Source organism: Polaribacter sargassicola (assembly GCF_021991835.1).
GTDB classification, from domain to species: Bacteria; Bacteroidota; Bacteroidia; order Flavobacteriales; family Flavobacteriaceae; genus Polaribacter; species Polaribacter sargassicola.
On the sequence record NZ_JAHDAU010000003.1, the window covers coordinates 281,423 to 303,174 of the forward strand.

Sequence of the window (21,752 nt, forward strand, 5' to 3'; positions counted from 1 at the left end):
TTATCTTTTTTTAGATTTTTTAAATTTCTCTTTAGAACTTGGGTTAATTACATTTTTAATTTTATCTCCTATTAAATTGTAATATAACAAAGCTACTCTTTTGTAGATTTTACTAAATTTAAACTCAAACAAAGTATTTATTACAACATCTATGTCTGTAATTTTATGATAAGCTTGCATTCTTTCTTCAATTTGAGCATCTGTATATTTTGTATACACTCTTCTTGCAGCTAATTCGCACAATTGCCAACTAAATAAATGTTTTGCTCTCCATTTTTTTCTGTACTTACTAAAGTTTTCTTTTCCTGTTTTTAGGTAATAATCTATATGTTCTGATGCTAAATCTGCACTTTTCATTGCGTATCTAATACCTTCTCCACCAAGAGGGTTTACTGTAGAAATAGCATCACCAATAGCAACAATTTTATCTTTATAAAAAGTATCTTTAATACTTGTACTATATCTTAACGTACCACCATGAATATCAATTAACTCATAATCGTCTTTACCTAGTTTTAAGTAATCATTAATAACAATTTCTGTTATTTGTTTCATACTCTTAACCTCTTTTGTTTCTTCGTTAATGTACAATTTTCCAGAACCAACTTTTAAGATATTTTCTTCCATAGCAAAAATCCAAGAATATCCATTTTGCGCCCATTTATATCCTAAGAAAAAGAACAACGTATCTTTATATTTATCGTAAACTTCTTTTTTTACTTTTATTAAGTATTCAATTCCTGTTGCTACCACTAATTCTGGCTCATCCTTTCTATCATCATACATTACCTTACGTAAAGGACCTGTACCATCTACCACTATTTTAGATTGATAACTTACATTTTCTTTTGTTTTTATATTCTGAAAATGTGTAATTACTTTATCTGCTTTATATTCTTTTTTGATGTATTTATGTCCCATTAAAACATCAGCTCCATTTTTTACAGAATCATCTGCTAAAAACTGTCGAAGCCTTCCAAAATCTAAAACTACACCTTTTGTTTTATTTCCATTCCATGTATACAAACCTTTAGTACATTGTATACCAAGATTGTCCCAATAAGAACCAACAACAGATTCTGGTAAATTAAATTCTGTCATAGGAGCCAAAGTCATACCTGCACTAGAAAAATTATTTTCTTCAAAACTTTTAAACTTTTCTACTAGTAAAACTTTATATCCTTTTTTTGATAAGTTTCTAGCACATTGCCCTCCTGCAGGACCACCACCAACAACAATTACATCGTATTCTTTTACCATTTTCTATTATTTATTCTAACTTTTATTTGCTAATTGACCACAAGCCGCATCTATATCTTTACCTCTACTTCTTCTAACATTTACTGTTATATCATGCATTTCTAAATTTGAAATATAATTATTAATTGCAGATGAGCTTGCTTGCTGAAACTCACCATCATCAATAGGATTATATTCTATTAAATTTATTTTGCAAGGTACAGCTTTACAAAATTCTACTAACGCTTTTATATCTTCTTTTCTATCATTAATTCCATCCCAAACAACATATTCGTATGTAATTACTCTTTTTGTTTTTTCGTACCAATATTCTAAAGATTCTTTTAAATCTTTTAAAGGAAAAGTAGTATTAAAAGGCATTATAGATGTTCTAACCTCATCTATAGCAGAGTGTAAAGAAACAGCTAAATTAAATTTAACTTCTTCATCTGCCATTTTTTTTATCATTTTTGGTACGCCAGAAGTAGATACTGTTATTCTTTTTGATGACATACCTAATCCTTCTGGTGATGTAATTTTTTCTATAGACTTTAAAACATTTTTGTAATTCATTAAAGGTTCTCCCATTCCCATAAAAACAATATTTGTTAGTTTATGGTTATGATACAACCTACTTTGCTTGTCTATAACTACAACTTGATCGTAAATTTCATCAGGATTTAGATTACGCATTCTCTTTAACCTTGCGGTTGCACAGAATTTACAATCTAAACTACAACCAACTTGGCTAGAAACACAAGCGGTTGTTCTTTTTTCTGTTGGGATTAAAACAGATTCTACAATTAAACCATCGTGTAATTTAATTCCGTTTTTTATAGTTCCATCTTTACTTCTCTGCATGGAATCTACTTTTATATGATTGATAACAAAGTTATCTTCTAACATTTCTCTAGTTTTCTTAGAAATGTTAGTCATATCTTCAAAAGTATGCAAAGACTTACCCCAAAGCCATTCATACACTTGATTTCCTCTAAAAGCTTTATCGCCACTTTCTACAAAAAAGTTGCGTAATTGTTCTTTGGTTAAAGCTCTAATATCTTTCTTTTTTACTTCCATCTTTTGCAAAAATACAAAACCTCACAAGAAACTTGCGAGGTTTTAAGTTTTCAATAAAAAAATTGAATTATATAATTAACATTGCATCACCGTAAGTAGAAAAATTATATTTTTCTTTTACAGCTAATTTATATGCTTCCATTAAAAAATCGTACCCTGCAAATGCTGCAGCTTGCATCATTAAAGTAGATTTTGGTAAATGAAAATTAGTTATCATTGCATTAGCGATACTAAAATCATAAGGAGGAAAAATAAATTTATTTGTCCAACCTTCGTAAGCATTTAACTCTCCTTTAGAAGACACAGAAGACTCTATAGTTCTCATAACAGTTGTACCAACAGCACAAACTCTTCTTTTATCTCTTTTAGCAGCGTTTATCTTTTGTACAGATTCTTCTGGAATAAAAATTTGTTCAGAATCCATTTTATGTTTAGATAAATCTTCTACCTCTACCGGGCTAAATGTACCTAAACCAACATGTAAAGTAGTTTCTGCAAAGTCTACTCCTTTTATTTCTAAACGCTTCATTAAGTGTTTAGAAAAGTGTAAACCAGCTGTAGGTGCAGCAACTGCTCCTTCATTTTTAGCATAAATAGTTTGGTAACGCTCTTCATCTTCTGGCTCTACTTCTCTATTTATTGCTTTTGGTAAAGGCGTTTCTCCTAATTCTAATAACTTAGCTCTAAACTCTTCATAACTTCCATCAAATAAAAAACGTAATGTTCTTCCTCTAGAAGTTGTATTGTCTATTACTTCTGCTACTAAACTATCATCATCACCAAAAAATAATTTGTTACCGATTCTTATTTTTCTTGCCGGATCTACTAAAACATCCCACAATCTATTTTCTGCATTTAACTCTCTTAAAAGAAAAACCTCTATTCTAGCACCTGTTTTTTCTTTATTACCATACATTCTTGCAGGAAAAACTTTGGTGTTGTTTAGCATTAAAATATCTCCTTCATCAAAATAATTGATAACATCTTTAAAAGTTTTATGCTCAATTGTTTGTTCCTTTCTGTTTAAGACCATTAATCGAGATTCATCTCTATGTTCTGCAGGATAATTAGCCAATAAATCTTTTGGCAATTCAAAATCAAAGTTTGATAATTTCATAAGTATATTTTGCTATAAGAACGGCAAATATACGATATGAAGATAGGCGTTGTCAAGTGTTTAGCTATTTATCTTTAAAGTTCGTCTATTTTAATTCCTATTTGTTGCATATCTTCCCAAAATTTTTGGTAAGATTTTGTAACTACTTCTGCATTATTTATTTGAATAGGAACTTTTAACGCTAAAGGCGCAAAAGCCATTGCCATTCTATGATCATTATAAGTTTTAATGGCAATATTTTTGTGGATAATATTTGTTATTTCTAAATGTAAAGTTTCATTAGTTACCGTAATTTTAGCACCTAATTTAGATAACTCATCATGCAAAGCTACTAACCTGTCTGTTTCTTTAATTTTTAAAGTATGTAAACCTGTTAAATTACAAGCAATTTCTTCTGCAAAACAGGTTACAGCTATAGTTTGTGCAATGTCTGGAGCATTTTTTAAATCTATTTCTAAAACCTCTTTACTTGTATCTTTTACTTTTTTAAGAGTGATAAAATTCTCACCAAAAGTGGTTTCTACCCCAAAATGTTGATAAATTTCTGCCAAACAAGAATCTCCTTGCAAACTTTCTTTTTTATAGGCAGATAACTGTATTTTAGAACCAATTTCAGACAAAGCTATAATAGAATAAAAATAACTGGCAGAAGACCAATCAGACTCTACAACTACAGTTTGTTTTTCTATTGATTTTTTTGGTAAAACTTTTACAATATTTCCTTCAAAAGAATTTTCTATTCCTAATTGAGTTAATAAACTCAATGTCATTTTAATATAAGGTACAGAAGTTATTTTACCTATTAGCTCAATCTCTAAACCTTTTTCTAATTTAGAAGCAATTAGTAATAAAGATGATATGTATTGGCTACTTACATTACCATTTATCTGTACTTTTTCTTTGTTAATATTTGTCCCTTTAATTCTAATTGGCGGATACCCTTCTTTGGCTTCATAAGATATATTTGCACCTAAATCTTTTAAAGCGTTCACCAAAATTTCAATAGGTCTATTTTGCATTCTTTCAGAACCTGTAAGCACAGTTTCTCTACCTTTATTTATAGCAAAATAAGAAGTTAAAAAACGCATTGCAGTACCAGCATGACCAATATTAACCAGTTCATCACTTGTTGTTAGCGCATGTTGCATGTGCACAGAATCATCAGAATCAGATAAGTTTTCTATAGCAAGTTCTGTAAATAACTTTTGTAAAATCAACAATCTATTCGATTCGCTTTTAGAACCAGAAATCGTTATTTTTTGGTCTACCTTTTTATCCTCTAAAACATTTAACAATATGTCCATTCTAAAAATTGATTTTATTTCTTATTTTTAAATTTCTAACTTACAACTTACCAACATGAAAAAAGTACTTTTTTTGGCAATTTGCATCTTTTTTTCTGCAAATGCCAAAGTTAATGCACAAAAAAAATCTACCAAAGTTTCTGATGAATATTTTAGCGCAATAAAATGGAGAAACATTGGCCCTTTTAGAGGTGGAAGAAGTGCCGCTGTAACAGGTGTTTCTAACAAAGTCAATCTTTTTTATATGGGAGCAACTGGTGGTGGAGTTTGGAAAACTACTGACGCGGGTAATAGTTGGCAAAATATTTCTGACGGATTTTTTGGAGGTTCTGTAGGTGCCGTAGCGGTTTCTGAATCGGATAACAATGTAATATATGTTGGTATGGGAGAAAAAACAGTTCGTGGTAATGTTTCTTCTGGTGATGGAGTTTGGAAATCTGAAAACGCCGGTAAAACTTGGAAACACATAGGTTTAAAAACTTCTAGACATATTTCTAGAATGCGTATTCACCCAAAAAACTCTAATATTGTTTTTGCAGGAGTTATGGGAGATTTATACAAACCTACCCAAGAAAGAGGTGTTTACAAAACAACTGATGGCGGAGAAACTTGGCGAAAAGTATTATTTTCTAATGAAGATTCTGGGGTAGTAGATTTAGTAATAGACCCTAATAATCCAAGAATTTTATACGCAACCACATGGAATGTTAGAAGAACTCCTTATAGTTTATCATCAGGCGGAGAAGGTTCTGCTCTATGGAAAAGTACTGATGAAGGTGAAACGTGGACAAACATTTCTACAAATAAAGGTTTACCTAATGGTATTTGGGGAATTGCAGGCGTTACAGTTTCTCCTGTAAATTCTGATATTGTTTATGCTTTAATAGAAAATAAAAAAGGGGGTGTTTATAAATCTACAGATGCTGGTAAAACATGGAACCTTATCAATTCTGAAAGAAAATTAAGACAAAGAGCTTGGTATTATACTCGTTTGTACGCAGATACGCAAGATGAAAATATTTTATATGTTTTAAATGTACGTTACCACAAATCTACAGATGGTGGAAAAACGTACAAAACTTATAATGCACCTCATGGAGACCATCATGATTTATGGATTGCACCAGAAGACAACCAAAGAATGATTATTGGTGATGATGGTGGTGCACAAATTTCTTTTGATGCTGGTGAAAATTGGAGTACAATGAACAATCAGCCAACAGCACAATTTTATAGAGTTACTACAGACAACCATTTTCCTTACAGAATTTTAGCGGCACAACAAGACAATTCTACCGTAAGAATTTCTCATAGAACAGATGACAGGTTTATTACCGAATCTGATTGGTCTTCTACTGCCGGTGGAGAAAGTGCACATATTGCAGTAGATCCTTTAAATGATGATATTGTTTATGGTGGTAGTTATGGTGGTTTGTTAACAAGAGTTAATCATAAAACAAATGAATCTAGAGCTATAAATGTTTGGCCAGATGACCCAATGGGACATGGTGCAGAAGATTTTAAATATCGTTTTCAATGGAATTTTCCAATTCTATTTTCACCAAATAATAAAAAACGATTATACGCAGCTTCTAATCATTTGCATGCCACAGAAAATGAAGGACAATCTTGGAAATTGATTAGCCCAGATTTAACAAGAAACGATCCTAAAACTTTAGGACCTTCTGGAGGACCAATAACTAAAGACAATACCGGTGTAGAATATTATGGGACAATTTTTGCTGTTGCAGAATCTCCTTTAGAACCCGGTTTAATTTACACTGGTTCTGATGATGGATTGGTACACGTTACTAAAAATGATGGAGAATCTTGGAAAAACATCACTCCTAAAAAAATGCCAGAATGGATTATGATTAATTGTATAGAAATAGATCCTTTTACAAAAGGTGGTGCTTATATTGTAGGTACAAAATACAAATCTGGCGATTATAAACCATACATCTATAAAACAAAAAACTATGGTAAATCTTGGGAGTTAATTGTAAGCGGAATTGCAGATGAAGATTTTACAAGGGCTTTAAGAGCAGATCCTAAACGCAAAGGTTTATTATACGCAGGTACAGAAAGAGGTATGTATATTTCTTTTGATGATGGTAAAAACTGGCAAACTTTTAAACAAAACTTACCAATTGTACCAATTACTGATTTGACTATAAAAGATGATAATTTAATTGCAGCAACCCAAGGGCGTGCTCTTTGGATTATTGATGATTTAACACCTTTACATCAATTAAAAACATCAGAAAAAGAAAATGTTATTTTGTACAAACCAAAAGATGCTTATAATTTATCTGGCGGACGAGGAAGAACTTCTAAAATAGCAGGAACAAACCATTCTGGTGGTGTAAATATCTATTATTACATTAAAGAATTAACAGAAAAAGATTCCGTTTCTATTTCTATTTTTGACACCAATGATAATTTGGTTAAAAAATTCTCTACAAAACCAAATACAGGAAAAAAAGAAGTAAAATTAAAAGTAGAAGAAGGTAATAATGTTTTTAATTGGGATATGATGTATGATGGAGCAGAATCTGTAAAAGGTATGATTTTATGGTGGGCTTCGTTATCTGGACCAATGGCTTTGCCTGGTGATTATAAAGTTGAATTAACTGTAAACGATATAAAAAAATCACAAAATTTTACGATTGTAAAAAACCCAATGTCTGAAGCTTCTGAAAATGATATGAAAGCTCAGTTTGATTTTATTAATGACATTAATAAAAAAATGACTGAAATTCACAAAGCATTAAAGAATGTAAAGAAAATTCGTAGCCAAGTTGATCTATTAAAAAAATCAATAAAAGATAAAAAGAAACATAAAGATTTACTTGATTTTGCTAATAAATTGGTAAAAGATATTACTACTATAGAAGAAACATTATATCAAACAAAATCTAAAAGCGGACAAGATCCGTTAAATTATCCTATTCGTTTAAACAATAAATTAGCACATTTAAATTCTTTAATAAGAACTGGTAATTACGCTCCAACAAATCAAGAAATTGAGTTTAAAAATGAAATTACAAAAGTAATTGACTTAGAATTATCTAAACTTTACATCATTTTTAATAATGATGTTAAAGAACTAAATACCAAAGTAAAAGAAAGCAATATAGATTTAATTCAGTTAGATTAAATACTAGTTTTAATAAAAAAAGCGACTTTTTAAGTCGCTTTTTTTTTATTATTTCATTTTCATACTAGTTATGTAAAAGGCATATATAAAACTAAAAAAGATTTTATATCCAAAAAAGACTTTCCATTTATCATCGGTAAAATTGTCTTTTGCAACGGTATCAAAATCTCCAGAAAAAATAGCAGAAGAACTACTTATTAATAAAGAAACAACTGTAACAATTACAAAAAACGGAATTGCAATTTTTGCAAAATTCACCCAAAAAAGCTTCGTTTTTATTTTAGCTGAGATAATTTTTGCTCCCTCAACAAAATTTTTAATAAAACTCATTTTATTGTAATTTTTTATTATTGTGATGTCTATCGTGATCTCTCTTTGTTTTAATATCTAATTTCTTTTCAAATGCTTCTTGCAAATTAACACCTGTTTGATTTGCCAAACATAAAACCACAAACATAACATCTGCTAATTCTTCACCTAAATCTTTATTTTTATCAGATTCTTTTTCGCTTTGCTCTCCGTAACGTCTTGCAATAATACGGGCAACTTCACCAACTTCTTCAGTTAATTGCGCCATATTTGTTAACTCGTTAAAATAACGAACTCCATGGTTTTTAATCCAATCGTCTACCTGCTTTTGTGCGTTTTCTATATTCATTTTTCTATTCTAAAAATATTGAAAAAAATTACTTTATAAAACCTATTTGTATTTCATACCTAAATGAACAACTTTTTTAGTTTCAAAAAAGTCTTCATCAAAATAATCTGTTAAATCGTAAATTGTTGCAGAAGTATATAATTTTAATTCTTCTGTTAAATCTCCTCCTTTTAAATATAAAATTCCGTTTTTTAAATCGTGATTTTGTTTTTTGGCAATTTTACCTTTTGTCCAACCAACAAAAGTTTCCATTTGTGCAACAGCTCTACTTACAATAAAATCATAAGTATCTTTTACTTCTTCTACTCTACTATTTGTAGTTTTTACATTTTCTAACCCTAAACCAGCAACAACTTCATCTACTACTTTTATTTTTTTACCAATAGAATCTACTAAATGAAACTGCGTTTCTGGAAATAAAATTGCTAAAGGAATTCCAGGAAAACCACCACCAGTACCAACATCCATCACTTTAGAGCCGGGTTTAAATTGAGCTACTTTTGCAATACCTAAAGAATGTAAAACATGTCTTAAATACAACTCGTCTATATCTTTTCTAGAAACAACATTTATTTTTAAATTCCAATCTTGGTACAACTCTTGCAGTTTAGAAAACTGTTCGGTTTGTTTTGGTGTTAAATTTTTAAAATATTTGTTTATAATTTGCATCACTCTTTATTTTTTAGAACTGCAAAAATAGTTATTGTTAACAAACAATTAGTAACAAAAACTAACGTTTATCATATAATACAACTACAAAATGCATATTTTTGCATCTCATATACAATTTAAATGAATACAATAAAGTTTTCGAGAGTAGATAAAGCTAAGTTTTTTAGAACTCTTAACAAAAGAGTAAATACATATTTTAAAGAAAATGATATTAAAAGAACTGGTAATTGGAAGTTATATTCTAAAGCAGTAATTATGTTCTCTCTTTTTTTAATTCCTTTTATTTTAATTTTAACCGTATCTATGCCTCAATGGGTTATGGTTTTATTAATGGTAGTTACAGGAGTTGGAATGGCGGGTGTTGGCATGAATGTTATGCACGATGCTAATCATGAATCTTTTTCTAAAAGAAAATGGGTTAATAAATTAATGGGTAGCAGTATTTATATACTTGCTGGAAATGTATATAATTGGAAAGTACAACACAATGTTTTACACCATACTTTTACAAATGTAGAAGGCCATGATGAAGATATTGACGCGGGTAGAATTATTCGTTTTTCTTTACACTCTAAGTGGTTAAAAATCCATAAAATTCAAAAATATTATTCAATTTTTTTGTATGGTTTATTAACTATAAACTGGGCAATTACTACAGATATTAAACAAATGCACCGTTATTTAAAACGTAAATTATCCTACGGTAAATTTCCTAATCCAAAAATAGAGTGGACAAAATTAGTAATTTCTAAAATTGCCTATTATGCATTATGGATTGCGTTACCTATTTTAGTTTTAGACATTTCTTGGTGGAAAGTTTTAATTGGGTTCTTTGTAATGCATTATACTGCAGGTATGATTTTAAGTTTGGTTTTTCAATTAGCGCATATTGTACCTAATACAGAAATGCCTTTACCAGATAAAGATGGTAATTTAGAGCACACTTGGGCAGTCCATCAATTATACACAACATCTAACTTTGCGCCTAGTAACTGGTTGGTAAATTTCTATACAGGAGGTTTAAATCATCAAGTTGAACATCATATTTTTCCACATATTTCTCATGTACATTACAGCAAATTAGCTAAAATTGTAAAAGAAACCGCAAATGAATTTAATTTGCCTTATAATGAGTATGCAACCATGCGTAAAGCCATTATAGAACATTTTAAACATTTGGGAGTTTTAGGTAAAAATCCAGAATTAGCGTAAATAACAACTAACAATACAATGACACATCCATTATCGGACAGAATTAAAAGTTTACCAGCATCGCAAACTTTAGCGATGGCTGCTAAAGCAAGAGAACTAAGAAACGAAGGTAAAGATATAATTGGTTTAAGTTTAGGTGAACCAGACTTTAATACTCCAGATTTTATTAAAGAAGCTGCCATTGAAGCTATTAACCAAGATTATAACTCTTATACACCTGTAGATGGTTATGCAGAATTAAAAGATGCCATTACTGTAAAGTTTAAAAGAGATAATAACGTAGAATACAAAGCTAGCCAAATTGTAGTATCAACAGGTGCAAAACAATCTATTGCAAATGTAATGCAAGTTTTATTAAACCCTGGTGATGAAGTTTTATTACCTTGCCCTTATTGGGTAAGTTATTCTGCAATTGCTACTTTATGTGAAGCAACTCCTGTAGAAATCCCTTCTTCTATAGATACTAATTTTAAAATTACTGCAGATCAATTAGAAGCTGCAATTACACCAAAAACGAAGTTAATTTTATTTAACTCGCCAAACAACCCTAGTGGTGTAATGTATAGTAAAGAAGAATATGAAGCATTAGCTGCTGTGTTAGAAAAATACCCTAACATTTATGTAATGTCTGATGAAATATATGAGCATATAAACTACGAAGCAAAACCTTTTAGTTTTGCTGCAATACCAAGTATGTACGACAGAACAATTACTGTTAACGGTTTAGCAAAAGCATTTGCTATGACAGGTTGGAGAATTGGTTTTATTGGAGCTCCAGAATGGATTGCAAAAGCATGTACTAAATTACAAGGGCAAATTACTTCTGGTACTAACTGTATAGCACAACGTGCAGCAATTACTGCTTTATTAGCATCACCAGAAAAGGTGCAATATATGGTTGATGAGTTTAAAAACCGTAGAGAAATTATTATTGGTTTACTAAAAGAAATTGATGGTGTTAACATTAGTACTCCTGATGGAGCTTTTTATGTTTTTCCAGATATTTCTGCATTTTTTGGTAAAACCATTAAAGGTAAAGAAATTAAAACTGCTTCAGACTTTGCAATGTTATTGTTAGAAGAAGCAAATGTAGCAACTGTAACTGGTGATGCTTTTGGTGCACCTAGTTGTATAAGAATTTCTTATGCTGCTTCTGAAGCTCAAATTAGAGAAGCTATTAAAAGAATTAAAGAAGTTTTAAGCTAAAAAACTTCTCTAAAATAATTTATTTAAAAATCCATCTTTTAGATGGATTTTTTTGTTAGAATACTTTTCTAAAAAAAGGATATCAATAAAAAACAAACTTATTATTGTTTATATTAATTTACTGAAATATGAATTATAACAACAAAAAATTTAAACCAATTCAAAATTCTGAAAACGGAGAAACAACATCAGAAACAATTTTTGAATACAAACAGACAGAAAACATTATTACTTCTAATTATTCTGGAGGACAAATAATCTGTGGTCATTTAATTGGTTTGGTTGATGATGATGGAAATATTGAAATGCGCTACCATCAAGTGAATACAAAAAACAAATTAATGACAGGAATTTGCTTTTCTAAACCAGAAATTACCGCAAATGGAAAAATAAGACTGCACGAAACCTGGCAATGGACTTCTGGTGATAAAACAAAAGGTAAATCTATTTTAGAAGAAATTTAAGTTTTTTTTATAGCTAAACAACTATGTAAATTCTAATTTTATTTTTAATTATTGTTCTAGAAAAAAACAAACTACAATATTTACCTTGTAGAGATATTAAGCACAAATCAATTTGTAAATACTTTTCTATTTAGATTTTTTACTACCTTTATCCTCTCTATTTTTAATTTATTAGATAACAATATATGCACGTTGCAATTGCAGGAAATATTGGTGCGGGTAAAACCACACTAACAAAACTTTTAGCCAAACATTTTAATTGGAAACCACATTACGAGTCTGTTGATGAAAATCCTTATTTAGATGATTTTTATACAGAAATGGAGCGTTGGTCTTTTAACTTACAAGTTTATTTCTTAAATAGTCGTTTTCGTCAGGTTTTAGAGTTAAGAGAATCTGGAGAAAACATTATTCAAGATAGAACAATTTATGAAGACGCTCATATTTTTGCACCTAACTTACATGCAATGGGGTTAATGACAAATAGAGATTACAGCAATTACAGCTCTTTATTTGAATTGATGGAAAACTTGGTAAAACCACCAGATTTATTAATTTATTTACGTGCAGATATTTCTACTTTAGTAGGGCAAATACACAAACGCGGTAGAGATTATGAAAACTCTATTAGCATAGATTATTTAAGTAGATTAAACGAACGTTATGAAGCGTGGATATCTACCTACACGAAAGGTAAATTATTAGTTATTGATGTTGATAATTTAGATTTTGTAACAAATCAAGAAGATTTAGGTTATATAATAGACAGAATAGATTCACAAATTAATGGGTTATTTTAAAGTTTAAATAGAATAACAAATAATTAGAAGAAATTAATATAAAAATAAAAGAGACCGTTAACACGGTCTCTTTTTTCATATACATAGTCCCCCAACCATATACAAACTATTATTAATCAATTATTTCTACTTTACTATCTACTATTTCTTTAATTGGTAAAATCACTTTTCCTTTTGTTGTCATTAATACAACACATATATTATCAATTCTGTAAACTACACCTTCTAAACCATTAATAATAACCTTATCTCCTTCTTGCATGTTTTTTCTGGTATAAAAACCAAATAGCAATCTTTTAATTACATCTCTTGCTCCTAAACCAAAAGCAATTGTAAAAGAAGCTAAAATAGCACCAAGAATTATAGATAAGTTACTAGTAATTAAATCTGTATTAATACCTGCTTGATTAAGAGCAGTAACACTTACTATTATACTTATTAGATAAAAAGAAATGTTGCCTACTAAATTTCCACCTGTTATTTCTAAAGATTTAAACATAGTAATTAAGGCCTTTTTAACCAAATTAGCTACATAAACACCTAAAGCAAAAATTATTAGAGCACTTATTAATTTTGGTAAATATCCTATTACATTACTTAACTGTTCAGAAACCATTCTTAAGCCTAACAGTTCTGAACCTATTATTATAAATACAAGAATTAGAATCCATTTTATGGATGTTATAATAATTTTAGTTGGCTGTATTTTTAGAGAAGATTCTCCAAAGATTTCATTAACATGAAGTTTTTCTGGCAAACTATCTATCTTAGTATAACCTAATGCTTTTTTTACGATAAACAATAGAAACTTTATTAATAACCACCCGATTATAAAAAAGATTAAACCTTTTAATAATTGAGGTAAAAAATCTAAAAAGTTTTTCCAAAGATTTTGCAAAAAACTAAAATCTACATCAGATTTAAGGCTTGTAAACAATAATATATTTTTCATTACTTTATTTTTTTTTCTTAGAAGTATCAAGACTAAACAAATCTCCAACTGTATCAGGGTATTTTACTAAAAATAAGTCGGCAATATCTAACGTTAACTTAATAGCGTCAATATCACCTAATACCTTTTCTTTTAGAACATCTGGTACACTATGATGATGTATTATTTTTTTAAAAGGATTATTATCCATAATTACAACTCTTCATAAGTTCTTAGAACTTTCTGTTTAGCTCGTTTAATTCTCATTTTAACAGCACTCTCTCCTATTTTTAAAAACTCTTGAATTTCTTTAATTGTCATATCATCTTGATACTTCATTAGAAGAATCATTTTTTCTGACGGATCAATCATTGTTAAAACTTTTGCTAATTTTTCCGATTTTAACTCGAACAAAGTAGCATCATCTATATCATCATAAACATTTTCATCTTTTATCTGATCCGTGACAACCGTAATTTTTTCTTTTTTCTTGTGGCCATTTCTTTGAACATAATTTACACAGAAATTATATGTAAAAGAATACAACCATGTAGAAAATTTAGAATTCCCTTTAAAAGTTCTTAATTTAACAAATAATCGAATAAAAACATCATGCGTTAAATCTTCTGCTTCTTCTTTACTTTTTGAAAAACCATAACACTTATTGTACACAACTTTAGAAAATCTATCATATAAAATTGCAAACAAATGTGTATTATTTGTTTCTACAATTTTAAAGACTAAATCTTCGTCACTTAAAGTTTTAACGTCTACAGCTTTCAATTAGATACTTTTAAGACACAAAAAAACTTAATAAGTCACAACTTTTGTAAAAAAAAAGTTAATTAGAAGATTTATATCGATGAATGGTAATAAATAAGTTTTAAACACTATTAATTGTATTATTATTAATTTAATTCATAAAAAAATACAAATAATAACAAACACCTATTAACAAACAACTTAAAATATTTTTTTAATTGAAATTATTTTAAAAAAAACTTTAATTATTAGAAAAGAAAGCTACTAAGATTACAAATAATCTTTATACAATTACTAATTAATTACCTTTGCAAAAACACAATAATAAACTAATGAGTAATTTACTTGCACCTTCAATTTTAGCAGCAGATTTTGCTAACTTACAACGAGACATAGAAATGGTTAATAATAGTGAAGCAGACTGGTTTCACATAGATATTATGGACGGTGTTTTTGTGCCAAATATTTCTTTTGGAATGCCGGTTTTAAAAGCAATTACTAAACATGCTACCAAAACAATAGATGTACATTTAATGATTGTAAATCCAGATCAATACATACAAACATTTGCAGATTTAGGAGCCGATATTTTAACTGTACATTATGAAGCTTGTACGCATTTACACAGAACAATACAAGCAATAAAATCAACAGGAATGAAAGCTGGTGTTGCTTTAAATCCGCATACACCAATTGCAGTTTTAGAAGACATTATTACAGACTTAGATTTAGTTTGTATTATGAGTGTAAATCCTGGTTTTGGTGGACAATCTTTTATAGAAAACACATATAAAAAAGTAAACCAATTAAAACACTTAATAGAATTTACAGAATCTGATTGCCAAATAGAAATTGATGGTGGTGTTACCAACCAAAATGCCAATGCTTTAATTGAAGCTGGCGCTAATGTTTTAGTAGCTGGTAGTTTTGTTTTTGGTGCAGAAAACCCTACAGAAACTATTGCCAACTTAAAAAATATTATCGCCTAATTGCTATATAGTATTATAGACATAGAAACCACAGGAAATGGATATAAAGGTTCTAAAATAACCGAAATATCCATTTTTATTTTTGATGGAAAAAATATTGTTAATGAGTTTACTTCTTTGGTAAATCCAGAGCAAAATATTCCTGTATTTATTACCAATCTTACAGGTATTACAAATGCGATGGTAAGAAATGCTCCTAAATTTTATGAGATTGCCAAAAAAGTAGCAGAAATAACAGAAGACACTATTTTTGTAGCACACAATGTAAACTTCGATTACAATATTATTCATGAAGAATTTAAAAACTTAGGTTTTAATTTTAAGCGAAAAAAATTATGCACTGTTCGTTTATCTAGAAAAATTATGCCAGGCTTAAATTCTTATAGTTTAGGTAATATTTGTAGTTACGAAAACATACCTATTAACGGAAGACACAGAGCCAAAGGAGACGCAGAAGCTACTACAGAATTGTTTAAAAGATTGATAGAAAGAGATGATAATTTTATAATTAACTCATTCTTAAATCCAAAATCTAGACAAGCCACTTTACCACCTCTTTTAGATAAAAAGATAGTTGATAATTTACCAGAAACTTTTGGTGTTTACTATTTTAAAAACACCGAAAAAAAAATTATTTATATTGGTAAAGCTAATAATATAAAACAACGCGTTATTAGTCATTTTTACGATAAAAAGAAAAAAGAACAAACCATGTGTTTAGAAATTGCTGATGTTTCTTTTACAAAAACTGGTAGCGAGTTGTTGGCTCTTTTGCATGAATCTGCAGAAATTAAACACTTTTATCCAAAATTTAATAGAGCTCAAAGAAGAGCTAATGAAGCTATTGGTCTTTTTTCTTATGAAGATCAAAAAGGCATTATTCATTTAGCATATAATCGTTTAAAATTGATTTCTAATCCTTTGACAAAATATTACAATGTTTCTGAAGCTAGAAATCATTTAGAAACTTTATGCAAAGAGTTTAAATTGTGTCCTAAATATTGTCATTTACAAACAAATGTATCTAGTTGTTTTCATTATCAAATTAAAGAATGTAAAGGAGTTTGTTGTGATAAAGAAGCTATAATTGATTATAATTTAAGAGTAAAAAAAGCAATTAAATCAATAGGTATTGGTGCCGAAAATTTAGTTATCAAAGAAAAAGGAAGGACTAAGAATGAAATTGGTTTTGCTCTAATTTTAAATGGAATTTACAAAGGTTTTGGTTTTATGGATATTGATCAAAATAAGCTATTAAAAACCCCAGAAGATTATCAATTTTTTGTGGAACCTAAAAAGGATAATAAAGATATTCATAGAATAATTTCTGCATACATAAAAAAAGAGGCTTCATAGAAACCTCTTTTAGTACTAACTAACCAAAATAAAAACCACTATAATTTCTCGATCAAGTATTTTACTAAAACTTACAGTAACAGCTATAATACTGTAAGACTTTTCTTTTACTTGAGTTACGTGAAATTCTTCTTTAAAAGCAATTCTAATACATTTTTAAAACGTATAAAACAACTATTGTATCTTTAGATATAAATTAGACAAAAACATCTAATAGTCAAACAAATAAACCTTATTCTATCTGCCAATTTATATCTTTAATACTAGTACAAATTTCAAAAAAAAGAAGTACTAAAAAAATGATTTATGTCATATTATTGGTTAAATAACGTTCAATTTTTTACCAACTTTAATAAATGCATTAATAGCTTTATCTAAATGTTCTTTTGAATGAGAAGCAGATAGTTGAACTCTAATCCTTGCTTTATCTTTAGGTACAACTGGGTAAAAGAATCCTATTACATAAATACCTTCTTCTAACAAAGCATTTGCCATATCTTGAGATAATTTTGCATCGTATAACATTACTGGTACTATTGCTGCATCAGCTCCTACCAAATCAAAACCAGCAGCTTCCATATTTGTTCTAAAATATTTTGTGTTTTCTTCTAATTTATCTCGAAGCGAAGTATCTTTTTCTAATATTTCAAAAACTTTTAAAGAGGCACCTACAATAGCTGGCGCTAATGAATTTGAAAATAAATAAGGTCTAGAACGCTGACGAAGCATTTCTATAATTTCTTTTTTACCAGTTGTAAAACCTCCCATTGCACCACCTAATGCTTTACCTAAAGTTCCTGTAATAATATCAACTCTACCTAAAACATTTTTTAACTCTATGGTGCCTCTTCCTGTTTTACCTATAAAACCAGAAGCATGACATTCATCAACCATTACAAGTGCATCATATTTATCTGCTAAATCACAAATTTTATCTAACTGAGCTACAACCCCATCCATAGAAAAAACACCATCTGTAACAATAATTTTAAAACGATGATTTTGTTTATTTGCTTCTATAAGATTAGCCTCTAAAGCTTCCATATCATTATTAGCATACCTATAACGTGCTGCTTTACACAAACGTACACCATCTATAATTGAAGCATGATTTAAAGAATCTGAAATAATTGCATCTTCTTTTGTTAAAAGTGGCTCAAAAACACCACCATTAGCATCAAAAGCAGCAGCATATAAAATAGTATCTTCACAATGAAAAAATGAAGCTATTTTTGCCTCTAAATCTTTATGTATATCTTGTGTACCACAAATAAAACGAACAGAAGACATCCCGAAACCATGTGAATCCATAGTGTCTTTTGCAGCTTGAATAACTTCTTTATTATCTGATAATCCTAAATAATTATTAGCACAAAAATTGATTACTTTTTCGCCTGTTGAAATTTCAATTTCTACATTTTGCGGTGTTGTTATAATACGCTCTTCTTTAAACAAACCATCATTCTTAATCGTTTGTATTTCTTTCTTTAAAACTTCTTTAATGCTTCCGTACATACTATTTTTTTAAACGCTAACTAAATTATAATACTTTTTCAAATTTTTCATCATTTCTGCAGACATTGTATCTAAATTATATTTTGGTTGCCAACCCCAATCTTCTCTTGCTTGAGAGTCATCAATACTTTTTGGCCAAGAATTTGCAATTTCTTGTCTAAAATCTGGTGTATAAGTTATTTTAAAATCAGGATTTATCTTTTTTATAGACTCATATATTTGCATTGGACTAAAACTCATACCAGATAAATTATAAGAAGTTCTAACTTTTATATTTTCTTTTGGTGCAGCCATCAACTCTAAAGTAGCTCTAATAGCATCCTCCATAAAAATCATTGGCAATGTAGTAGAAGGCTCTAAAAAGCAATCAAATCTTTCATTTTTTACTGCATTATGATAAATACTTACAGCGTAATCTGTGGTTCCGCCACCCGGCAAAGATTGATAACCAATTACACCTGGATATCTTACAGAACGAATATCTAAACCATATTTTTTATAATAATAGTTTGCCCAGTTTTCTCCTGCCGCCTTACTCATACCATACACCGTTAATGGTGTTAAGTTTGGAAATTGAGGAGTGTTAATATATTCAATATCTTCACCAAAAACAGCAATAGAACTAGGATAAAAAACTTTTTTTACCCCATTTAATCTAGAAGATTCAAATACATTAAACAATGTATTCATATTAATATTCCAAGTATTTAAAGGATTTGATTCTCCTTTTGCAGACAAAATTGCTACTAAATGATATACTTGCGTTATTTTATTTTTAGAAATACAATAATTAACAGCATCAAAATTTGTAGCGTCTAAAATTTCGAAAACGCCATCATAATTATCACTAATACTTATATCTGAAGCTATTACATTTTGTATTCCATATTTTTTTTGCAATGCTTTTGTTAGTACAACACCTAGCTGACCACTTGCTCCTGTTATTAAAATTTTCTCCATAATAAAGATATATAAGAACAAATTTAAAAATAAGCGAACTAAAACAAGTAAAAACACTTATATATAAAATAAATTAAGTAATTTTATCTTATTTTGATGTAAAAATCAAAAAAAATAACTTTTAAAAATATATTTTACACTTAAAAAAAGTAATTTTTACTGCTTAATATGGACAAACTAGATGAAATTGATCTTAAAATTTTAAGGATTCTTCAAAAAAACTCTAAGCAAACAACTAAAGAAGTTGCAAAAGCACTTAATTTAACATCCTCACCAGTTTATGAACGTATAAAACAATTAGAAAATAAAGGTTATATAAAAAAATATGTTGCAATACTTAACAAAGATTATTTAAACAAATCTATCACAGCTATTTGCATGGTTTCATTACGCTATCATAATGAAGGTTTTATTGATAAATTTGAGCAGCAAGTAAAAAACCTTAAAGAAGTTCAAGAATGTTATCACATGGCTGGAAAAGTTGATTTTTTTTTAAAAATTAACTTAGAAAGTTTAAGTGATTATCATGAATTTGTTCGTTTAAAGTTATCTAAAATTGAAAATATAGGAATTTTAGAGAGTTATTTTGTTCTAAAAGAAATATCATCTACTACAGAATATGATATATAAAAAAAATCACCTAATAAAAATTTAGATGATTTTATATTTTTTGTGACTCCAGCAGGATTCAAACCTGCAACCCTCAGAGCCGAAATCTGATATTCTATTCAGTTGAACTATGGAGCCTTAACCATTTTAATTAAACTACATTAAATTCTTTTTTACTAATGTAGAAATTGTTTTTCCATCTGCTTGTCCTGCTAATTCTTTAGAAACAACACCCATTACTTTTCCCATATCTTTCATACCAGATGCACCAACTTTGGCTATTGTTGCAATTACTACTTTTTCAATTTCTTCTTCAGATAAAGCTTCTGGTAAAAATTGCTCTAAAACCGCTAATTCTGCTAATTCTGGTGCAGCTAAATCTTCTCTACCTTGTTTTACAAAAATAGCAGCACTATCTTTTCTTTGCTTAACTTGCTTTTGTATAATTTTTAATTCTGTTTCTGCAGATAATTCTTCTTGTACACCTGTTTCTGTTTTTGCTAATAAAAAAGCAGATTTAACAGCTCTTAAAGCTTGTAAAGCAACAGTATCTTTTGCTTTCATTGCTTCCTTCATTTTATCCATTACTTGTTTTTGCAAACTCATATTATAAATTTTAATTAATTATTTTTTTGTTTTTTTTAAATACAATACTTTTTTATTATAATCTATAAATGCTTTTCCTTTTTGTAGAATGTCTGCACCTATAATTCCATGTACTTCTTTTGCTTTATGTTGTACTAAAGCATTATTTACATGTGATAAATTAAATAAAACTAAATGGCATTTTTTTGTTTTCCAATCTCCTATTGATAAAAAGTTGTTATCTGATTGCTGAGTTTCCATATCTGTAGCACCTGCACCTGCTGCTTTGGTTTCACTCTCTTTAGCATTTAACTTAAAATACTCAATCATATCTAATCCTACACAAGAATTAGATGCTCCTGTATCTAAAATAAATCGCCCTTTTACTCCATTTATTTTAGCTTTTAATTCTAAGTGATTTGTAGTAATCTTTTTAAGCTTTATTTTAATGTATTTCTTTTTCTTTAAAATCTTTTGGATACTTTTCATTAGATAAATTAATTCATCAAAAATACGATTTAAAATAATCAGAAAAAACTAGTTAAAGTGTAAATTCTATTTTAATGATAAATCATCTTGACTACCATTTATTATTTGATTAATTTTAAGGATAAAATATTGATATTATGAAAACTACAAAAAGATTAGAAACAGCTTTAATAAAACTGTATAATGCATATCATAATAACAGATTAAATCCAGAGGATTGCACTGCTTGTGCTGTAGGTAATATTTTAGATAATAAAGATAGTTGGAAACATTTATCTGACTTTCATGGTTCTTTAAAATTAAATTATGTTGGCAGAGTACATCAAAATTTAGGTAAAAAATTTAATGGCTATTCACCACAAGAAATATTAAGTATTGAAAAAACATTTTTAGAAGCTTGTGGTTATAAAACTCCATTAGGTTATAATAATACAAAACCAATTAATCCTACTTCTAAAGACACTTTATTTAACGGACTATGTAAAGTTGTAGAATTATTATGTAAACTAGATAACATAAACAATGTTATGGATTACTCTAAACTTTTTGAAGAGGAAAACAGAAAACCTGTATATCATTTAAAAACTTTTTTTGCATAAAAAAACCGATTCTTTTTAGAATCGGTTTTTAAAGTTATTTTTATTTGA

The 21,752-nt window shown here is 28.6% G+C and carries 23 protein-coding genes and 1 tRNA gene; 9 read left to right on the forward strand and 15 right to left on the reverse strand.

What is annotated here, in order from left to right:
• The 4 genes from KI686_RS07110 to KI686_RS07125 all read right to left on the reverse strand — a co-directional run bounded on the left by KI686_RS07110 (nt 1) and on the right by KI686_RS07125 (nt 4,737).
• Nucleotides 1-1,260 carry an NAD(P)/FAD-dependent oxidoreductase gene (locus tag KI686_RS07110; protein WP_237588579.1) on the reverse strand — a complete coding sequence of 420 codons (1,260 nt, stop codon included), beginning with the start codon at nt 1,258-1,260 and terminating at the stop codon, nt 1-3.
• Between the two features lie 15 nt (nt 1,261-1,275).
• Nucleotides 1,276-2,316, reverse strand: a complete 1,041-nt coding sequence (rlmN, locus tag KI686_RS07115; protein WP_237588580.1) for a dual-specificity RNA methyltransferase RlmN — start codon at nt 2,314-2,316, stop codon at nt 1,276-1,278.
• Nucleotides 2,317-2,383: 67 nt separating this feature from the next.
• Nucleotides 2,384-3,433 carry a tRNA preQ1(34) S-adenosylmethionine ribosyltransferase-isomerase QueA gene (queA, locus tag KI686_RS07120; protein ID WP_237588581.1) on the reverse strand — a complete coding sequence of 350 codons (1,050 nt, stop codon included), beginning with the start codon at nt 3,431-3,433 and terminating at the stop codon, nt 2,384-2,386.
• Between the two features lie 74 nt (nt 3,434-3,507).
• Entirely contained in the window at nt 3,508-4,737 is a 1,230-nt protein-coding gene (locus tag KI686_RS07125; RefSeq protein WP_237588582.1) for a 3-phosphoshikimate 1-carboxyvinyltransferase, read from the reverse strand.
• A gap of 55 nt (nt 4,738-4,792) precedes the next feature.
• Here KI686_RS07125 and KI686_RS07130 point away from each other — a divergent pair, with 55 nt between their 5' ends.
• Nucleotides 4,793-7,897, forward strand: a complete 3,105-nt coding sequence (locus tag KI686_RS07130; RefSeq protein WP_237588583.1) for a WD40/YVTN/BNR-like repeat-containing protein — start codon at nt 4,793-4,795, stop codon at nt 7,895-7,897.
• 48 nt (nt 7,898-7,945) lie between these two features.
• On the opposite strand, the gene KI686_RS07135 is transcribed toward KI686_RS07130, so the two are convergent.
• From KI686_RS07135 to rsmG, 3 genes are read right to left on the reverse strand one after another with little or no spacing between them, the layout of a single operon-like run.
• Nucleotides 7,946-8,227 carry a hypothetical protein gene (locus tag KI686_RS07135; RefSeq protein WP_237588584.1) on the reverse strand — a complete coding sequence of 94 codons (282 nt, stop codon included), beginning with the start codon at nt 8,225-8,227 and terminating at the stop codon, nt 7,946-7,948.
• Nucleotide 8,228: 1 nt separating this feature from the next.
• Nucleotides 8,229-8,555, reverse strand: coding sequence for a nucleotide pyrophosphohydrolase (locus KI686_RS07140; protein ID WP_237588585.1), 327 nt, complete (start codon nt 8,553-8,555; stop codon nt 8,229-8,231).
• Between the two features lie 42 nt (nt 8,556-8,597).
• Complete coding sequence (gene rsmG, locus KI686_RS07145; protein WP_237588586.1) at nt 8,598-9,224, reverse strand: 16S rRNA (guanine(527)-N(7))-methyltransferase RsmG; 627 nt, start codon at nt 9,222-9,224, stop codon at nt 8,598-8,600.
• 123 nt (nt 9,225-9,347) lie between these two features.
• On the opposite strand from rsmG, the gene KI686_RS07150 reads away from it, so the two are divergent.
• From KI686_RS07150 to KI686_RS07165, 4 genes are all read left to right on the forward strand, one after another.
• Nucleotides 9,348-10,439: a fatty acid desaturase family protein gene (locus tag KI686_RS07150; RefSeq protein WP_237588587.1), complete on the forward strand. Its 1,092-nt coding sequence runs from the start codon at nt 9,348-9,350 to the stop codon at nt 10,437-10,439.
• An 18-nt stretch (nt 10,440-10,457) separates the two neighbouring features.
• A complete protein-coding gene (locus tag KI686_RS07155; RefSeq protein ID WP_237588588.1) occupies nt 10,458-11,645 on the forward strand; it encodes a pyridoxal phosphate-dependent aminotransferase in 1,188 nt (395 codons plus the stop codon).
• 128 nt (nt 11,646-11,773) lie between these two features.
• Nucleotides 11,774-12,109 (forward strand): avidin-fold protein, encoded by a 336-nt coding sequence (locus KI686_RS07160; protein WP_237588589.1) that lies wholly within the window; start codon nt 11,774-11,776, stop codon nt 12,107-12,109.
• A gap of 185 nt (nt 12,110-12,294) precedes the next feature.
• Nucleotides 12,295-12,909, forward strand: coding sequence for a deoxynucleoside kinase (locus tag KI686_RS07165; RefSeq protein ID WP_237588590.1), 615 nt, complete (start codon nt 12,295-12,297; stop codon nt 12,907-12,909).
• Nucleotides 12,910-13,021: 112 nt separating this feature from the next.
• Here the strand turns inward: KI686_RS07165 and KI686_RS07170 are convergent, their stop codons facing one another.
• The 3 genes from KI686_RS07170 to KI686_RS07180 are packed head-to-tail and all read right to left on the reverse strand — an operon-like array spanning nt 13,022 to nt 14,623.
• On the reverse strand, nt 13,022-13,861 hold the full coding sequence (locus tag KI686_RS07170; protein WP_237588591.1) for a mechanosensitive ion channel family protein: 840 nt from the start codon (nt 13,859-13,861) through the stop codon (nt 13,022-13,024).
• A 4-nt stretch (nt 13,862-13,865) separates the two neighbouring features.
• The gene (locus KI686_RS07175) at nt 13,866-14,051 is read right to left on the reverse strand and encodes a hypothetical protein (protein ID WP_237588592.1); all 186 of its coding nucleotides are present in this window, start codon (nt 14,049-14,051) and stop codon (nt 13,866-13,868) included.
• A 2-nt stretch (nt 14,052-14,053) separates the two neighbouring features.
• Nucleotides 14,054-14,623, reverse strand: a complete 570-nt coding sequence (locus KI686_RS07180; protein ID WP_237588593.1) for an RNA polymerase sigma factor — start codon at nt 14,621-14,623, stop codon at nt 14,054-14,056.
• Between the two features lie 311 nt (nt 14,624-14,934).
• Here KI686_RS07180 and rpe point away from each other — a divergent pair, with 311 nt between their 5' ends.
• Complete coding sequence (rpe, locus tag KI686_RS07185) at nt 14,935-15,591, forward strand: ribulose-phosphate 3-epimerase (protein ID WP_237588594.1); 657 nt, start codon at nt 14,935-14,937, stop codon at nt 15,589-15,591.
• On the forward strand, nt 15,592-16,947 hold the full coding sequence (locus tag KI686_RS07190) for an exonuclease domain-containing protein (protein WP_237588595.1): 1,356 nt from the start codon (nt 15,592-15,594) through the stop codon (nt 16,945-16,947). It begins immediately after the preceding gene.
• Nucleotides 16,948-17,268: 321 nt separating this feature from the next.
• On the opposite strand, the gene kbl is transcribed toward KI686_RS07190, so the two are convergent.
• Complete coding sequence (gene kbl / locus KI686_RS07195) at nt 17,269-18,462, reverse strand: glycine C-acetyltransferase (protein ID WP_237588596.1); 1,194 nt, start codon at nt 18,460-18,462, stop codon at nt 17,269-17,271.
• A 9-nt stretch (nt 18,463-18,471) separates the two neighbouring features.
• Nucleotides 18,472-19,422 (reverse strand): NAD-dependent epimerase/dehydratase family protein, encoded by a 951-nt coding sequence (locus KI686_RS07200; protein ID WP_262913980.1) that lies wholly within the window; start codon nt 19,420-19,422, stop codon nt 18,472-18,474.
• 168 nt (nt 19,423-19,590) lie between these two features.
• On the opposite strand from KI686_RS07200, the gene KI686_RS07205 reads away from it, so the two are divergent.
• Nucleotides 19,591-20,052 carry an Lrp/AsnC family transcriptional regulator gene (locus KI686_RS07205; RefSeq protein ID WP_237588597.1) on the forward strand — a complete coding sequence of 154 codons (462 nt, stop codon included), beginning with the start codon at nt 19,591-19,593 and terminating at the stop codon, nt 20,050-20,052.
• A gap of 43 nt (nt 20,053-20,095) precedes the next feature.
• Here KI686_RS07205 and KI686_RS07210 read toward each other — a convergent pair.
• The 3 genes from KI686_RS07210 to KI686_RS07220 form a co-directional block, all read right to left on the reverse strand.
• A tRNA-Arg gene (locus KI686_RS07210) sits at nt 20,096-20,169 on the reverse strand.
• A gap of 18 nt (nt 20,170-20,187) precedes the next feature.
• The gene (locus KI686_RS07215; RefSeq protein WP_237588598.1) at nt 20,188-20,637 is read right to left on the reverse strand and encodes a GatB/YqeY domain-containing protein; all 450 of its coding nucleotides are present in this window, start codon (nt 20,635-20,637) and stop codon (nt 20,188-20,190) included.
• A gap of 18 nt (nt 20,638-20,655) precedes the next feature.
• The gene (locus tag KI686_RS07220) at nt 20,656-21,105 is read right to left on the reverse strand and encodes a retropepsin-like aspartic protease (protein WP_237588599.1); all 450 of its coding nucleotides are present in this window, start codon (nt 21,103-21,105) and stop codon (nt 20,656-20,658) included.
• A gap of 137 nt (nt 21,106-21,242) precedes the next feature.
• On the opposite strand from KI686_RS07220, the gene KI686_RS07225 reads away from it, so the two are divergent.
• The gene (locus tag KI686_RS07225; protein ID WP_237588600.1) at nt 21,243-21,704 is read left to right on the forward strand and encodes a Na(+)-translocating NADH-quinone reductase subunit F; all 462 of its coding nucleotides are present in this window, start codon (nt 21,243-21,245) and stop codon (nt 21,702-21,704) included.
• The last annotated feature ends 48 nt before the right edge of the window (nt 21,705-21,752 follow it).

What these genes read in the sequence shown, in the direction of transcription:
- KI686_RS07110 (WP_237588579.1), bottom strand. Translation starts at nt 1,260, where the DNA reads ATGGTAAAAGAATACGATGTAATTGTTGTTGGTGGTGGTCCTGCAGGA.
- rlmN (WP_237588580.1), bottom strand. Translation starts at nt 2,316, where the DNA reads ATGGAAGTAAAAAAGAAAGATATTAGAGCTTTAACCAAAGAACAATTA.
- queA (WP_237588581.1), bottom strand. Translation starts at nt 3,433, where the DNA reads ATGAAATTATCAAACTTTGATTTTGAATTGCCAAAAGATTTATTGGCT.
- KI686_RS07125 (WP_237588582.1), bottom strand. Translation starts at nt 4,737, where the DNA reads ATGGACATATTGTTAAATGTTTTAGAGGATAAAAAGGTAGACCAAAAA.
- KI686_RS07130 (WP_237588583.1), top strand. Translation starts at nt 4,793, where the DNA reads ATGAAAAAAGTACTTTTTTTGGCAATTTGCATCTTTTTTTCTGCAAAT.
- KI686_RS07135 (WP_237588584.1), bottom strand. Translation starts at nt 8,227, where the DNA reads ATGAGTTTTATTAAAAATTTTGTTGAGGGAGCAAAAATTATCTCAGCT.
- KI686_RS07140 (WP_237588585.1), bottom strand. Translation starts at nt 8,555, where the DNA reads ATGAATATAGAAAACGCACAAAAGCAGGTAGACGATTGGATTAAAAAC.
- rsmG (WP_237588586.1), bottom strand. Translation starts at nt 9,224, where the DNA reads ATGCAAATTATAAACAAATATTTTAAAAATTTAACACCAAAACAAACC.
- KI686_RS07150 (WP_237588587.1), top strand. Translation starts at nt 9,348, where the DNA reads ATGAATACAATAAAGTTTTCGAGAGTAGATAAAGCTAAGTTTTTTAGA.
- KI686_RS07155 (WP_237588588.1), top strand. Translation starts at nt 10,458, where the DNA reads ATGACACATCCATTATCGGACAGAATTAAAAGTTTACCAGCATCGCAA.
- KI686_RS07160 (WP_237588589.1), top strand. Translation starts at nt 11,774, where the DNA reads ATGAATTATAACAACAAAAAATTTAAACCAATTCAAAATTCTGAAAAC.
- KI686_RS07165 (WP_237588590.1), top strand. Translation starts at nt 12,295, where the DNA reads ATGCACGTTGCAATTGCAGGAAATATTGGTGCGGGTAAAACCACACTA.
- KI686_RS07170 (WP_237588591.1), bottom strand. Translation starts at nt 13,861, where the DNA reads ATGAAAAATATATTATTGTTTACAAGCCTTAAATCTGATGTAGATTTT.
- KI686_RS07175 (WP_237588592.1), bottom strand. Translation starts at nt 14,051, where the DNA reads ATGGATAATAATCCTTTTAAAAAAATAATACATCATCATAGTGTACCA.
- rpe (WP_237588594.1), top strand. Translation starts at nt 14,935, where the DNA reads ATGAGTAATTTACTTGCACCTTCAATTTTAGCAGCAGATTTTGCTAAC.
- kbl (WP_237588596.1), bottom strand. Translation starts at nt 18,462, where the DNA reads ATGTACGGAAGCATTAAAGAAGTTTTAAAGAAAGAAATACAAACGATT.
- KI686_RS07200 (WP_262913980.1), bottom strand. Translation starts at nt 19,422, where the DNA reads ATGGAGAAAATTTTAATAACAGGAGCAAGTGGTCAGCTAGGTGTTGTA.
- KI686_RS07205 (WP_237588597.1), top strand. Translation starts at nt 19,591, where the DNA reads ATGGACAAACTAGATGAAATTGATCTTAAAATTTTAAGGATTCTTCAA.
- KI686_RS07215 (WP_237588598.1), bottom strand. Translation starts at nt 20,637, where the DNA reads ATGAGTTTGCAAAAACAAGTAATGGATAAAATGAAGGAAGCAATGAAA.
- KI686_RS07220 (WP_237588599.1), bottom strand. Translation starts at nt 21,105, where the DNA reads ATGAAAAGTATCCAAAAGATTTTAAAGAAAAAGAAATACATTAAAATA.
- KI686_RS07225 (WP_237588600.1), top strand. Translation starts at nt 21,243, where the DNA reads ATGAAAACTACAAAAAGATTAGAAACAGCTTTAATAAAACTGTATAAT.